Origin of the sequence: Rhodococcus sp. NKCM2511, assembly GCF_014905595.1 — a bacterium.
Taxonomy (GTDB): domain Bacteria; phylum Actinomycetota; class Actinomycetes; order Mycobacteriales; family Mycobacteriaceae; genus Rhodococcoides; species Rhodococcoides fascians.
Map to the genome: position 1 here is coordinate 33702 of NZ_BNHJ02000006.1, position 14715 is coordinate 48416.

A 14715-nucleotide genomic window follows, 5' to 3' on the forward strand; every position below is an offset into this window, starting at 1 on the left:
GTCAGCGACGGGAGAATTCCGACGCCCGCTGGATCTGATCGTCGGACGGGCGAACTCCGGTGTAGAGAACGAACTGTTCTGCTGCCTGCAGGGCAATGACCTGAGCGCCGGTGATCACCGGTTTGTTCGCCGCACGCGCCGCGGTGATCAGCGGTGTCTCCGACGGCATCGCGACCACGTCGAACACTGCCTGTGCCGCATGGATCTGCGACTCGGTGAAGGGAGTCGAATCGGCAGCGGGGCCGCCCGCCATTCCCACCGGGGTGACGTTCACCAGCAAGTCGGCTTCGACGGACTCGGCCGACCAGTCGTATCCGTACGCCTCGGCGAGAGCCGGACCGGTCGACGTGTTGCGGGCAACCACGGTGCCGCGGGTGAAACCCGAATCCCGCAGTGCGGCAACGACTGCCTTGGCCATACCGCCGCTGCCGGTCACGGCCACCGAACAGTCGGTCGAGATATCGCTCGACGCGAGCAGATCGGCCACAGCCTGGTAGTCGGTGTTGTAGGCGTGCAGCACGCCCGCCTCGTTGACTATGGTGTTGACCGATGCGATCGCGCTCGCAGATTCGTGCATGACGTCGACCAGCTCGATCACGTCTTCCTTGAACGGCATGGAGACCGCGCATCCCCTGATACCGAGTGCACGGACTCCACCGACCGCGGCCGCGAGATCGGTGGTGGTGAACGCCTTGTAGACGAAGTTCAATCCCAGTTCGTCGTACAGGTAGTTGTGGAAGCGGGTTCCGATATTGCTCGGCCTTCCCGACAGAGACATGCAGAGCTGGGTGTCACGGTCGAGAAAGCTGCGCGACGACGTCGTTGCCATTGGCCAGACTTTACCGCCCGCGTTCGCATCGCTGGATCAGCAGCCGGGGGCCACCGAAGCGAGGGCGCGGCGGTCGGCCTCGGTGATCGGCAGCTCGTACTGGGCCGCCACCGACAGATATTTGCCCGCGTAGAAACAGTGGTACGCCGCGTTCGGCGGCATCCACTGCGACGGCGTCTTGTCGCTCTTGCTCTGGTTGTCCGGCCCGTTGACCGCCAGCAGATTGAACGCGATGTCGTTCGCGAAACGAATGCGCTTGTCCGCTGCCCAGCTGTCGGCACCCATGTCCCAGGCGGCAGACAACGGATAGACGTGATCGATCTGGATCTTGCCGGCGTCGGACTTGGTGAACTGCAACCGTTCACCGGAGTAGGGGTCGTCCAGGGAGCCCGAGAGCACCACGCAGTCTCGGGTGCCGGCCTTGAACTCGACTTCGGTCATCGACAGTGCCAGCACGTTGTCGCGGGTTCCACACCCGTCGTGCCCGCCCGGTCCGTCGTAGTCGTCCGTCCACGCCGGTCCGAACACGCACCCTTCACCGCTCTTGCATCCGCGCTCGTACCCACGAGGATCGGGTCGTGCGGCGACGACGGCCACCCGATCCAACAGCGTTTCGATCTGGGCGCGGGTGGGGCTGCCCGGAGCCGGGGGCGGGGGAGCCAATCCCGGTATGTCGGACCGGTCACAGGATTCGAACGTCGCCATGACGATCGCGGCGATCACCAACGCCGCCGCTACCCACAGCTTCTTCACACACGCCCCATCGTGAAACTTCGATCTTGCCGACTCTCGTACCTCGCGACAGCAGTGTGCCGGACGGTACCGACACCGCCCGACACGGTCGGGTGTCAGCGGACCTCGATGACGACCTTGCCGAGTGCGTGCCCGTTCTCCACGAGCGCAAGAGCCTCGCCTGCGCGGTCGAGTGGAAACGTGTGATCGATGCGTGGACGAAGGACGCCCGTCACGACCAGATCGGCCAATCGGGTGAACGCCGCAGTGGTGCGCTCGCGCACTGCTCCAGACCCACCCCACTGGGCGGCGAGCACCGGGTCGGCCACGCTGACGATCGGAGCGCCGGTCTTCGCAGCGGCCGCGCGAAGAGTGTCGCCGCCGACCAGATCGACGATGCCGTGCACCGGCCGCGATATCGAACCGACGTACTCGGGTCCGGACTCGACGAACTCCGCACCGAGGCTCTCGATCCACTCCCGCTTGCCCGAGCTCGCCACCCCGAGAACGTCGATACCGTCGGCACGCGCCAGCTGCAGAACCGAAGAACCCACACCGCCGCCTGCGCCGAGAACGAGAACCGTGTCGCCTGCAGTCAGCGCCAACCCTCGCAGTGCGTCGAAGGCGGTCCCGGCCGCCACCGGCAGTGTCGCCGCGACCGACCAGGACACGGCCTCGGGCTTGTGTGCCGTACCGGCCGCGTTGAGCAGCGTGTACTGCGCATAGCCGCCGTGACCCGACGCCGTTGCCCCGAAGACCTCGTCACCGACCGAGAACCCGTCCACTCCCGAGCCGACGCCCACAACAGTGCCCGACACCTCCCGCCCCAGCACCGCAGGCAAAGTGATCTGCACGGTGTCCTTGCGATTACCCGCCCGCACCTTCCAATCTGCGGGATTCACCCCCGCGGCATGTACCGCCACGAGAAGCTGCCCCGATCCCGGTTCCGTCACGGGGAGGTCCAGAAATGTCTCGGTGTCGGGGCCGCCGTATTCGTCGAAGCCGTACGCGATCATGGGACCACTGTGCCTCATCGATGACACATCGGTGCCTCATCGAAGACACATCGGCGCCGGGTATGTCGGTGCGTGCTGGTTGGATGGACCGATGCTGCACGGTCTCTGGTCTCCCGGTGCCGGATTGCTGCTCTGGGACGACGAGATCAGCACCGGAGACGAACCCGACCTACCGGCGACACACTCGCACGTGCTCACCCGCACGTTCCGGCATCGCGCCCGAGTGACGTTTCCCGACTCCACTCGACGCGCCACCCCTCGGGATCCGGTCGAACTGCCGGCGATCGCGCTGGCTCCGCACGATGCGGCCGACCTGTTGCTCCGCACCCCGTCGACCCACCCGCTGATCTCCGGAGACCTCCGGTTCCTGGGCCACGTCGCCCAGGGCATCGAACGGTGGGTCCGAGCCGGACGAGTGGTGCCGGCACTGAAATTGATGGACGGCCAGTGGTGGCCGCGTTGGCGGCTGGTCGGCGGCGAGCGTCAACGCGCGTGGCTCAGCGAGCTCGCTGTTGCGATGCCGTCGGTGCAGCGGGCGAACGAACGGCCGAAGAAGCTTCTGGACGACATGGTCGAGGAGCTCACCGACCCGATCGTCAGATCGGTGCTCGGCAAGCCCGACTCCGAGCATCCGTTGCTGTCGGCCCTCGTGCGTGACGATCCGTATCTCGATGGGACGCAGAAGATCTCGACGCTGTTCGACAATTGGCGCGCCAGCCTCACCGTCGACGAACCGGCGCTGGTGCTGCGCCTGCTCGAACCGGACGACCAGGACGGCGAGACGGGTGATGCCGACGGTGCCGCGGACGATGCCGTCGAGTCGTTCTGGACACTTCAGGTGTGCCTGCGCGCGGACGGGGAGGCGCCGCGTCCGGTCCCGATGAGCCGCAAGGTCGACGCGACCTTGCTGTCGACGGCAGTGCGCAAACTCGGCGAGGCCGTGGCTGCCTACCCGAGGCTGCGTGATCTGCCCACCCAGGAGGGCACCCTCGACCTGTTGTTGCCGACGTCGGTGGTCATCGATCTCGTCGAACACGGTGCCACTGCGCTGCAGGCCACCGGCACGACGGTCCTGCTGCCGAGGGCCTGGACCAGGTTGGATCCGTCGATGCGGTTGCGGGTCGAGTCACCCGCGGTGACCAAAGCTGCGGCCGATCGTGCCGTCGGGATGGACGAGCTGGTGTCGTACGACTGGCAACTGCAGCTGGGCGACATGGTGCTCACCGAGGCGGAGATGAACCGGCTTGCCGTCTCGAAGGGCGACCTCGTCCGGCTGCGCGGGCAATGGGTGCTCGCCGACGGGGGACAGCTGGCGCGGGCCGCGAAGTACGTCGCCGAGCATCACGGTGACGGGACTGCGCTCAGCACGTTGATGCGTGAGATGACGTTGGCCGATCCGCCTCCGGCTCCGGTCCAGGACATCCGCGCCACCGGCTGGGCGGCTACGTTGCTCGAACCCGGGGCGGTTCCGGAAACTATCCCGGTGCCCGACGGTGTCCGGGCGACTCTGCGGCCCTATCAGCAACGCGGTCTCGACTGGCTCGCGTTCATGAGCCGGCTCGGTCTCGGTGCCGTGCTCGCCGACGACATGGGCCTGGGCAAGACACTGCAGGTGCTCACGCTGCTCGCCCACGAGAACAGTGCGACTCCGACGCTGTTGGTGGCCCCGATGTCGGTGGTCGGTAACTGGCAACGTGAGGCCGCGAAATTCACTCCTGCACTGCGTGTTCTGGTGCACCACGGTCCGACGCGGTTACGCGACGAGGAGCTCGATCGAGCGATCGCGGAGCACGACCTGATAGTTACCACGTACGCATTGATGGCCAAGGACCGCGCGCAGTTGGCCGCACAGACGTGGCGCCGTGTGGTTCTCGACGAGGCGCAGCACATCAAGAATGCAGGCACCGTGCAGGCGAAGGCGGCGCTGGCCATTCCGGCCGATCACAAACTGGCGCTCACCGGGACGCCGGTGGAGAACCGGCTGGACGAGCTGAGGTCCATTCTGGATTTCGCGAACCCGGGCATGCTGGGACGGCCGTCGGACTTCAGGAAGCGGTTCTCGGTGCCTATCGAGCGGGAGAACGACGAGAACGCGGTCTCGCGGCTGCGTGCCATCACGTCTCCGTTCATTCTGCGTCGCGTCAAGACCGATCCCACGGTCATCTCTGATCTGCCGGAGAAGAACGAAATGACCGTGCGCGCCAACCTCACTGCCGAGCAGGCGGCGTTGTACAAGGCGGTCGTCGACGAGATGATGGCGCAGATCGCCGACGCGAAGGGCATGAAACGCAAGGGTGCGGTGCTCTCGGCCCTCACTCGCCTCAAACAGGTGTGCAATCACCCCGCGCATTTCCTGTCCGACGGCTCGTCGGTACTCAAGCGAGGTCAGCACCGTTCCGGAAAGATCGGATTGGTGGAGGACATGCTCGATTCCGTTCTCGGTGACAACGAGAAGGCGTTGTTGTTCACGCAGTTTCGAGAGTTCGGTGAGCTCGTGGCACCGTACTTCGCCGAGCGTTTCGGAGTTCAGGTGCCGTTCCTGCACGGCGGCGTGAGCAAGGGCAAGCGCGACGAGATGGTCGAGAAGTTCCAGAGCGACGACGGTCCGCCGATCATGATGCTCTCGCTCAAGGCCGGTGGTACCGGGCTCAATCTCACTGCCGCCAATCATGTTGTGCACCTCGATCGTTGGTGGAATCCGGCGGTGGAGAACCAGGCGACCGACCGCGCTTTCCGTATCGGCCAGCGCAAGAATGTGATGGTGCGCAAGCTGCTGTGTGTGGGCACCGTGGAGGAACGCATCGATTCGATGCTGGTGTCGAAGCAGGATCTGGCGGATCTGGCGGTGGGCACCGGTGAGAGCTGGGTGACCGAGATGGACACTGCGGAACTGCAGGAACTGTTTCGTCTCAGCGAAGACGCGGTGGGGGAGTGATGGCCGACTTCTCGCAGTACGGTAAGCGTCGACAAGCCAAGGGCGGCATCGAGTCTCGTAACAAGCGCGGAGCCTTCGGGCAGACGTGGTGGGGCAGGCACTTCGTGGCCGCGATGGAGGATCTGGCCGACCCGGGCCGGATCGCACGGGGCCGGACCTATGCCCGCCAGGGTCAGGTGCTCACTCTCGGCGTCGAACGCGGGCAGATCTACGGCGAGGTGCAGGGCAGTCAACTCGAACCGTTCTCGGCGTCGGTCAGCGTGGAGCCGCTCACCGAAGGCGAGGTGGCCGCGCTCGTCGGCCGAGTGCGATCCAACCCCGGCATGCTGGCGGAACTCGCGTCCAACGCGATTCCTCAGGCGCTGGCGTCGGTGCTGCTTCCCCACGACAAGGGGCAACTGGATTTCGACTGTTCGTGCCCCGACGACGGGTGGCCGTGCAAACACGCGGCAGCGCTGATGTACATCGCCGCCGAGCACATCGACGCGTCCGCGGGGACGATCCTGACGCTGCGCGGTGTCGATCTGGATCAGTTGATCGAGGGGGTCGGCGACAGCGACGAGGAGTTCGACCCGGACGACTGGTTCGGCGATCGTGCGGCGTTCCCCGAACTTCCGAAAGTGTCGTTCGCTCCGGCGACGGACGATCTCGATCCGCTGATCCTGCGCAGAATCTTTCGCGCCGACGGTTCGACGGAGGCGGAAGTCAGCCGGGCCTGCGCTGATCTGCGCGCGTTCTACGACCGAATGTAACCGCTCCTGGACTTACATGGACATCCGACTATAGGATGAGCGTACTTAATTCCACGCTCGAGGACGGACACCCATGGCTCGCGAACTCACGCACTTCATCGGCGGCAAGCATGTCGCCGGCACCTCCGGACAGTTCGGGGATGTGTTCGATCCCAATACCGGTGAGGTGCAGGCCCGGGTGCCCCTGGCCGACGTATCCGAGGTCGAGGCCGCCATCGCCGACGCCGAGCAGGCGCAGCGTGAGTGGGCGAAGTGGAACCCGCAGCGACGCGCTCGGGTGCTGATGAAGTTCCTCGCGCTCGTCACCCGCGACACCGAAGAACTCGCGCGGCTGCTCTCGTCGGAGCACGGCAAGACCATCGCCGACGCCAAGGGCGACATCCAGCGTGGCGTCGAGGTCGTCGAGTTCGCCGTCGGTGTTCCGCACCTGCTCAAGGGTGAGTACACCGAGGGTGCGGGTGGCGGTATCGACGTCTATTCGATGCGTCAGCCGCTCGGTGTCGTTGCCGGCATCACCCCGTTCAACTTCCCGGCCATGATTCCGCTGTGGAAGGCCGGCCCGGCCATCGCCTGCGGTAACGCCTTCATTCTCAAGCCGTCAGAGCGAGACCCGTCCGTACCCCTCAAGCTCGCCGAGCTGTTCCTCGAGGCAGGTCTACCGCCGGGCGTGTTCAACGTGGTCAACGGCGGCAAGGACGCGGTCGACGTGCTGCTCACCGACGATCGCGTCAAGGCGATCGGCTTCGTCGGATCGACGCCCATCGCGCAGTACATCTACGAGACGGCGGCGCAGCACGGCAAGCGCGCGCAGTGCTTCGGTGGAGCGAAGAACCACGCTTTGGTGATGCCCGATGCCGATCTCGACGAGGTCGCCGACGCTCTGCTCGGAGCTGCATACGGTTCGGCCGGCGAGCGGTGCATGGCGATTTCCGTCGCGGTTCCCGTCGGTGAGGAGACCGCCGACGCGTTGGTCGCCAAACTGACCGAGCGAGTGGCGAAACTGAAGATCGGCCGCAGCGACGACGAGAACGCGGACTTCGGCCCGCTCGTCGGTAGCGATGCGTTGAAGCGCGTGAACGACTACACCCAGATCGGTGTGGACGAGGGTGCCGAGTTGGTCGTCGATGGACGCGGATTCAGTCTCGAGGGCCACGAGGGCGGATTCTTCGCCGGCGCAACGCTGTTCGACAAGGTGACCACCGACATGCGCATCTACAAGGAAGAGATCTTCGGTCCGGTGCTGATCGTCGTGCGCGCGAAGGACTACGAGGACGCACTGCGTCTGCCGTCCGAACACGAGTACGGCAACGGCGTCTCGATCTTCACCCGCGACGGCGACACCGCTCGCGATTTCTGCTCCCGCGTCCAGGTGGGCATGGTGGGAGTCAACGTGCCGATTCCGGTGCCGATCGCGTACCACACGTTCGGTGGTTGGAAGCGTTCGGGATTCGGCGATCTCAACCAGCACGGACCGGATTCCATCCGCTTCTACACCAAGACCAAGACCGTCACTCAGCGTTGGCCGTCGGGCACCAAGGAAGCAGCTGCGCAGAATCACTTCGTCATTCCGAACATGGACTGATCGACGATGTTCACGTTGAACGAGGACGAGCGTGCCATCAACGACACTGCTCGTGATTTCGCGGACGAGTTCCTCGCACCGAACGCCGTCGAATGGGATCAGCAGAAGCACTTTCCGGTGGACGTGTTGCGCAAGGCTGCTGCTCTCGGGATGGGCGGCATCTACATTCGTGAAGACGTGGGCGGATCGGGCCTGACCCGCGTCGACGCGGTGCGCATCTTCGAGCAACTCGCCACCGGTGACCCGTCCATCGCGGCCTACATCTCGATCCACAACATGGTCGCCTGGATGATCGACACGTACGGCGACGACGAGCAACGGCAGCGCTGGCTTCCGGGGCTGTGCTCGATGGACCAGCTCGGTAGCTACTGCCTCACCGAACCCGGCGCTGGATCCGATGCGGCAAAGCTCGGTACCAAGGCCGTCCGCGACGGTGACGAGTACGTGCTGGACGGCGTCAAGCAGTTCATCTCCGGCGCAGGCACTTCCGAGGTGTACGTCGTCATGGCCCGCACCGGAGCGCCGGGTCCCCGCGGCATCTCGGCGTTCATCGTGCCGAAGGACACGGCGGGACTGTCGTTCGGAGCGAACGAGAAGAAGATGGGATGGAACGCTCAACCCACCCGCCAGGTGATCTTCGAAGGTGCCCGCGTTCCTGCTGCCAACTTGCTCGGCGGCGAGGGCGACGGATTTCGGATCGCGATGAACGGGCTCAACGGCGGACGCATCAACATCGCCGCATGCTCGATCGGCGGCGCACAGTCCGCTCTCGACAAGGCCGTGTCCTACCTCGCCGACCGCAACGCATTCGGCGCCAGGTTGCTCGACTCGCAGGCCCTGCAGTTTCGACTGGCAGATTTCAAGACCGAGCTCGAAGCTGCCCGAACTCTGCTGTGGCGAGCAGCGGACGGGTTGCAGAACAATGCAGCCGACAAGGTCGAGATGTGCGCGATGGCCAAACGTTTCGGTACCGATACCGGCTTCGAGGTCGCCAACGGGGCGCTGCAGTTGCTCGGCGGATACGGTTATCTCGCCGAGTACGGTGTCGAGAAAATCGTTCGCGACCTTCGGGTCCACCAGATTCTGGAAGGTACCAACGAGATCATGCGCGTGGTCGTAGCTCGCTCCATCGTGGGTGCAGCATGAGCGATGTCCTACTGGAGGTTTCGGGCGGGATCGGTCGCATCACTCTGAACCGCCCCAAAGCGATCAACGCACTCTCGCATGCGATGGTGCAGCAGATAGCTCCGGCGTTGGCGCAGTGGGCATCCGACGACAGCGTCGACGTAGTCCTGTTGACCGGAGCCGGCGAGCGCGGATTGTGCGCGGGCGGCGACATAGTCTCGATCTACCACGACGCCAAGGACGGCGGCAGCGGGAGCAAAGACTTCTGGCGCGACGAGTACGTGCTCAACGCCGCGATCGCCCGCTTCCCGAAGCCCTTCGTCGCGATCATGGACGGCATCGTCATGGGCGGTGGCGTCGGGCTCTCGGCCCACGCGAACACCCGCATCGTGACCGAACGTTCGAAGATCGCGATGCCCGAGGTCGGCATCGGATTCATTCCCGATGTCGGTGGCACCTACCTTCTTTCGCGTGCGCCCGGCGAAACCGGTACCCACTTCGCGCTCACCACGGCGCGGATGAATGCGGCCGACGCCATCGCGGTCGGATTCGCCGATCACTACATTCCGTCGGACAAGCTCGAGGAGTTCTACACCGCCCTCGAGACGGTCAGCGTCGGGGAGGCCGTCGACGCGTTCAGCGAGTCGGCTCCGGAATCCACCGTCGCGGCTCAGCAAGAATGGATCGACGAGTGCTACGCAGGTGACGACATCCAGGGCATCGTCGACGCTCTGGCTGCATCGCCGGTGCCGGAGGCGCAGCAGGCCGCAAAGGACATCGCGTCCAAATCGCCAGTGTCTCTTGCGGTGACGCTGCGGTCGCTGCGACGGGCGGCGACGCTGCCCTCCCTCGAGGCCGTGCTCGACGAGGAGTACCGCGTGTCGGTCGCGTCGCTGAGCAGTCACGATCTGGTCGAGGGAATTCGGGCGCAGGTCGTCGACAAGGATCGCAACCCCCAGTGGCAGCCGGCCACGTCGGCGGATGTCACTGCCGAGGATGTCGACCGATACTTCGCGCCCCTGGGCGACGCCGAACTCGGTCTGTCGAAAGCACTTACAGAAGGTGAGCAGTCATGAGCGAGAAGACGATCGGATTCATCGGCCTCGGGCACATGGGTGGACCGATGGCCGCCAACCTGGCTGCGGCCGGGTACACGGTGCAGGGCTTCGATCTTGTTCCCGCGGCGCTGGAGCAGGCCACGAAGGACGGCGTCACTGTGGTGGAGTCCGCGGTTGCGGCCGTCGCCGGAGCCGACATCGTGATCACGATGTTGCCGAACGGGAAACTGGTGCTCGGGCTGTACGGGGACCTGCTTCCGGCCGCGGCACCGGGGACGTTGTTCATCGATTCGTCGACCATCGACGTCGCCGACGCGCATGCCGCGCACCGGCTGGTGCACGAGGCCGGACACCGTAGCCTCGACGCTCCGGTCTCGGGCGGTGTCGGGGGAGCGGCCGCAGGCACGCTCACGTTCATGGTCGGTGGTTCGGAGGACGATTTCGCCTCCGCCGCTGCCGTTCTCGATGTCATGGGCCGCAAGGTCGTGCACTGTGGACCGGCGGGCAACGGTCAGGCCGCCAAGATCTGCAACAACATGATTCTCGGCGTATCGATGATCGCCATCAGCGAGGCCTTCGTGTTGGGCGAGAAGCTCGGCCTGAGCAATCAGGCGCTCTTCGACGTGGCATCGACTGCGTCCGGCCAATGCTGGGCGTTGACGACCAATTGCCCGGTGCCCGGTCCGGTTCCGACGAGCCCGGCGAACAACGAGTACAAGCCCGGATTCGCGGCGGCCCTCATGGACAAGGATCTGGGTCTGGCTGCGAATGCACTGCGCGACAACGGGGTCGAGGGAGTACTCGGACTTCGCGCAGCCGAGCTCTACGCTCGGTTCAAGGAAACGTCCGGCGGCGGAACCGACGTGGACTTCTCCGGCATCATCAACGACATCCGCGAACGCTCGAACGGAGCTGCTCAGTGACCGACTACGAAACCATCCTGCTCGAACGCCGGGGACGCGTCGGCATCATCACGCTGAACCGTCCGAAAGCATTGAACGCGCTGAACTCTCAGTTGATGCGTGAGGTCGTTTCGGTGGTCGAGGAACTCGATGCAGATTCCGAGATCGGTGCCATTCTGATCACCGGATCCGAACGGGCCTTCGCGGCCGGGGCCGACATCAAGGAAATGCAGCCCAAGTCGTACATGGACGTGTACCTCGACGACTTCTTCGCGGCGTGGGATCGACTGGCCGCGGCGCGGACGCCCCTCATCGCCGCGGTCTCCGGTTATGCACTCGGTGGCGGCTGCGAACTCGCGATGCTGTGTGATGTGCTGATCGCCTCCGACACCGCGGTATTCGGACAACCCGAGATCAAGCTCGGCGTCATTCCGGGAATCGGTGGCTCGCAGCGCCTGACGCGTGCGGTGGGCAAGGCCAAGGCCATGGAGATGTGCCTGACCGGCCGGAACATGAAGGTCGAGGAAGCCGAGCGAGCAGGATTGGTCTCGCGCATCGTGCCGGTCGCGGATTTCCTCGACGACGCCATCGCAACCGCGACCACGATCGCCGAGATGTCGCTACCGGTTGCCATGATGGCGAAGGAAGCAGTGAACCGATCGTTCGAGTCGAGCCTTCGTGAGGGAGTTCTGTTCGAGCGCCGCGTGTTTCATTCGACGTTCGCCACGGAGGATCAGAAGGAAGGCATGTCGGCTTTCATCGAGAAGCGCACGCCCAACTTTCAGCACCGGTAAAGCTGGCCGCTCTTTCGTGTCGTTCCGCGGGCTCCACTCGCGTGCTTTCGGGTCGTTCCGCAGGCTCCACTCGTGCTTTCGGGTCGTTCCGCAGGCTCCACTCGTGCTTTCGGGTCGTTCCGCAGGCTCGACTCCCGGGGCCGTCCTACCTGTCGGGGGACAGGAGGGCGGCCCCGCGGGCCGAGACCAGCTCGGGCATCGTCGGCACCAGGGTCGTCAGGCCGGTCCGCAGTTCGAGAGACCGCGCTATCGAGGCGATGTTCGCGCCGCCGCCGACCACGACGATGGACTGCGGTCTGGCACCGGACAGTTCGATGGTCTGCTCCACCAGCATGCCCGCGTAACGGACGGGTCCCGCGATCAGATCGTCGAAGTCGCGCCGTGTCAGCACATGCCGTGCAGTGCCGGCTGGGTCCGTGGTGCTGACGACGGAATCGATGCTCAGTTGCTCCTTGATGGACCGGCTGGCGTCGATTCCGACGCGAACGCCGTTGGACGAGAGCAACCGGCGCACCGAGTGATCGAGATCGTCGCCGCAGAACGTGGCAGTGCGCCGCGTCATCAGGGTGCGAGTGGACGCGAGATCGATGACGGTGACCGTGGTCCCGGTACTACCGATGTCGCACAGCACGGTGACGCCGTGATTGGGGACCAGCCCGATGAATCGTAGAAACCTCACTTGCGCAGCGGTTTCCGGAACGAGTGAGGCAGTGCGAGCGGTACCTCGGGTGGCGACCGTGCCAGGATCGGTGGCCACCCGGTAGGCAATCGCAGAGAACTGGACCGGGAGCGCCATCGTCGCGGCGATGGCATGGATGGCGTCGACGCCGGTGGCGATCGTGGTGGCCAGCGACTGCCCGGGAGCGCGGCGCACCGTCCGCGACACGATGGGTGTGCGGTGGGGGCTGTCCAGATACGTCAGAATTGCGCGTGCACCGTGCGCACCCGCTCCGACCCCCAACACCAGCACCCCGCCCCGCCCTTCAGCAGACCGACTCCGACCTGTTCCCGGAGCAATTGGACCACGAACGGTACGGCTGTGCCATTGTCTTGTGACGAGTCACCATCGAACTCAGAACGATGTGGTGATGTCATCACTGTCGAAATCGCCTGCATCCGAACGCAGTTCCGCGAGGATGCGCACCAGCGCCATCAGCTTGTCGCGCGCGAGCCCGGGCTTGGCGAACACCAGCGTGTTCAGGCGCTCGGTGGCTTCGACCGCCAACGTGCGCCCCTGCTCGGTGATTTCGACCAGGGTTGTCCGTCGATCGCTGGGATGGGGAATGCGGCGCACGTAGCCGACCGATTCGAGGCGGTCCACCGCGTTGGTCACACTGGTGGGGTGCACTTGCAGTCGGGCACTGGCCTTCGCCATCGGTAGCGCGCCGTTCTTGGTGAACGTCAACAACGTCAGCAACTCGTAGCGCGAAAACGTCAGTCCCGTCGGCTTGAGCGCTTCCTCGACCCGCGCCAGCATGATCTGCTGCGCGCGCATGAGCGAGGTGACCGCGGCCATACCGTCGGCGGCATCGGACCACCCGTGCTTGGTCCACTGACGGTGGGCCTCTGCAATGGGGTCGAGGGGAAGCGGCGACGGTGCTGGCATACACACCATCCTCCCACGGTGCCCGGTTCGAGCGTCTACCGAATGACGGTGCGAAGTACCGCGAGTGGTACCCGATCGGTGATCGCTGCTCGAGTCCGCGAAATCTGCTCGCGGGCATCGGCTGTGCGCGCGCTGTCGGTCTCGTCGACGGTCAGGGCGGCGTCCAACAGGCTCAATTGCGCCAGCACGGCGTCGACATCGTCGGTGGAGCGCGCCGCGCGGCCGACCCTCTCGGCGAGACGAATTCCGGCCTGGACCACCATAGGACTGCCGGTCCCGTAGATGCGCACCGCATCGAGCGCATGGTCGATCAGGATCGAGACGGGCACCCGCCGCACGATCAGTCGTACCTCTCCGTCGGTTCCACGCCGTCCGCGTGACGGTGCCGGCCGTTGGACCAGTGCAACGAGTCCGACGGAAAGATCGTCGATGGCGTTACGCGCCGTGTAGGGATCCTTGACCCCGGTGGACAGCGCCCGGACCGCCATTTCCGTCATCTGCTCGACGGCGAACGCGATGTCGTGGCGCGGCGTCCTACTGGTACCGATGTCGAAGGATGAGCGGACTCGGTCGATCGATGCGTCGGAGATGTCGGCCGAGCGATCGGCGAGAATGTCGACGAGCGGCTCGCCGGAGACGATGTGCTCGCCCGAGACCCGATGAATCTCGATCAGCGTGCCGTTGTCGCTCGCGATGCCCAGCAGTGCGTCCTCGTCGATGTCGATGATCACCCCGGATGTCTCGGCCAGGACTGTCACGTAGACAGGTGGTTTCGAGATGCCGTCGATCGAAGCGGCGTCGTCGGGACGATCGGTCGGGTAGAGGGAGTCGACGGATTCCGACAACTCGTCGCGGACTCTCGCGGACAGGGTGGCCACTTGAATCGACTGCGCGATGTGGTGGATGAAGTAGACGAGCACGCCCACGTCGACGACGGCGAGCGCGACTGCCACGTTGACGGCGATGTCCGGGACGAACACCGAACCATCGGATTCGATCGAACGAATCGACCGCAGCACCATCAGCGAGTACAGGAACGTCGCCCCGAAGATACCCAGAACCACCTGATTCCCGCGGTCCGCCATGAAGTTTCGCACCAGGCGGGGGCCGTACGAGGAACTGGCCGTGGCGAGGACGGAGATGGTGATGGAGAAGGACGTGGCGGCCACCCCCAGCATCGAGCCACCGATCGCCCCGAGGATGTCCCGGCTGCCACTCGCTCCGACGTGATAGAGCAACGAACCCGTCAGGTCCACGCGGGTGTCGAGTAGGTAGCGATCGAGGGTGACGAGCGCCTGCGCCAGTAGGAGTGCGAGAACTCCGAGGACGGCGGGAATGAACCAGAACGACTCCCGCAACCGCGCTATGTGTTCCTTCATGAGCG

The 14715-nt window shown here is 65.1% G+C and carries 13 protein-coding genes; 7 read left to right on the forward strand and 6 right to left on the reverse strand.

Annotated features, from left to right (window positions below; genetic code table 11):
• Nucleotide 1 precedes the first annotated feature (1 nt).
• From JLZ96_RS24635 to JLZ96_RS24645, 3 genes are all read right to left on the reverse strand, one after another.
• Nucleotides 2-829: a shikimate 5-dehydrogenase gene (locus JLZ96_RS24635; RefSeq protein WP_032373985.1), complete on the reverse strand. Its 828-nt coding sequence runs from the start codon at nucleotides 827-829 to the stop codon at nucleotides 2-4.
• 36 nt (nucleotides 830-865) lie between these two features.
• The gene (locus JLZ96_RS24640) at nucleotides 866-1582 is read right to left on the reverse strand and encodes an HNH endonuclease family protein (RefSeq protein ID WP_032406298.1); all 717 of its coding nucleotides are present in this window, start codon (nucleotides 1580-1582) and stop codon (nucleotides 866-868) included.
• Between the two features lie 95 nt (nucleotides 1583-1677).
• Nucleotides 1678-2577, reverse strand: a complete 900-nt coding sequence (locus JLZ96_RS24645) for an NADP-dependent oxidoreductase (RefSeq protein ID WP_201011541.1) — start codon at nucleotides 2575-2577, stop codon at nucleotides 1678-1680.
• A gap of 91 nt (nucleotides 2578-2668) precedes the next feature.
• On the opposite strand from JLZ96_RS24645, the gene JLZ96_RS24650 reads away from it, so the two are divergent.
• The 7 genes from JLZ96_RS24650 to JLZ96_RS24680 all read left to right on the forward strand — a co-directional run bounded on the left by JLZ96_RS24650 (nucleotide 2669) and on the right by JLZ96_RS24680 (nucleotide 11725).
• On the forward strand, nucleotides 2669-5512 hold the full coding sequence (locus JLZ96_RS24650; protein ID WP_032365567.1) for a DEAD/DEAH box helicase: 2844 nt from the start codon (nucleotides 2669-2671) through the stop codon (nucleotides 5510-5512).
• The gene (locus tag JLZ96_RS24655; protein ID WP_032368786.1) at nucleotides 5512-6264 is read left to right on the forward strand and encodes an SWIM zinc finger family protein; all 753 of its coding nucleotides are present in this window, start codon (nucleotides 5512-5514) and stop codon (nucleotides 6262-6264) included. The genes JLZ96_RS24650 and JLZ96_RS24655 overlap by 1 nt, the downstream gene beginning before the upstream one ends.
• Before the next feature lie 73 nt (nucleotides 6265-6337).
• Complete coding sequence (locus JLZ96_RS24660) at nucleotides 6338-7846, forward strand: CoA-acylating methylmalonate-semialdehyde dehydrogenase (RefSeq protein ID WP_032365569.1); 1509 nt, start codon at nucleotides 6338-6340, stop codon at nucleotides 7844-7846.
• Nucleotides 7847-7852: 6 nt separating this feature from the next.
• Nucleotides 7853-8992: an isobutyryl-CoA dehydrogenase gene (locus JLZ96_RS24665; RefSeq protein ID WP_032383699.1), complete on the forward strand. Its 1140-nt coding sequence runs from the start codon at nucleotides 7853-7855 to the stop codon at nucleotides 8990-8992.
• The gene (locus JLZ96_RS24670) at nucleotides 8989-10047 is read left to right on the forward strand and encodes an enoyl-CoA hydratase/isomerase family protein (protein WP_048320670.1); all 1059 of its coding nucleotides are present in this window, start codon (nucleotides 8989-8991) and stop codon (nucleotides 10045-10047) included. The genes JLZ96_RS24665 and JLZ96_RS24670 overlap by 4 nt, the downstream gene beginning before the upstream one ends.
• Nucleotides 10044-10952 carry a 3-hydroxyisobutyrate dehydrogenase gene (mmsB, locus tag JLZ96_RS24675; protein WP_027497925.1) on the forward strand — a complete coding sequence of 303 codons (909 nt, stop codon included), beginning with the start codon at nucleotides 10044-10046 and terminating at the stop codon, nucleotides 10950-10952. Before JLZ96_RS24670 ends, mmsB begins: the two co-directional genes overlap by 4 nt.
• Nucleotides 10949-11725 (forward strand): enoyl-CoA hydratase, encoded by a 777-nt coding sequence (locus JLZ96_RS24680; protein WP_201011542.1) that lies wholly within the window; start codon nucleotides 10949-10951, stop codon nucleotides 11723-11725. Before mmsB ends, JLZ96_RS24680 begins: the two co-directional genes overlap by 4 nt.
• Before the next feature lie 145 nt (nucleotides 11726-11870).
• Here the strand turns inward: JLZ96_RS24680 and JLZ96_RS24685 are convergent, their stop codons facing one another.
• The 3 genes from JLZ96_RS24685 to JLZ96_RS24695 all read right to left on the reverse strand — a co-directional run bounded on the left by JLZ96_RS24685 (nucleotide 11871) and on the right by JLZ96_RS24695 (nucleotide 14710).
• The gene (locus JLZ96_RS24685; RefSeq protein ID WP_201011543.1) at nucleotides 11871-12695 is read right to left on the reverse strand and encodes a hypothetical protein; all 825 of its coding nucleotides are present in this window, start codon (nucleotides 12693-12695) and stop codon (nucleotides 11871-11873) included.
• A 102-nt stretch (nucleotides 12696-12797) separates the two neighbouring features.
• Nucleotides 12798-13331 carry a MarR family winged helix-turn-helix transcriptional regulator gene (locus tag JLZ96_RS24690; protein WP_032365573.1) on the reverse strand — a complete coding sequence of 178 codons (534 nt, stop codon included), beginning with the start codon at nucleotides 13329-13331 and terminating at the stop codon, nucleotides 12798-12800.
• Nucleotides 13332-13366: 35 nt separating this feature from the next.
• A complete protein-coding gene (locus JLZ96_RS24695; RefSeq protein ID WP_201011544.1) occupies nucleotides 13367-14710 on the reverse strand; it encodes a DUF2254 domain-containing protein in 1344 nt (447 codons plus the stop codon).
• Nucleotides 14711-14715 lie beyond the last annotated feature (5 nt).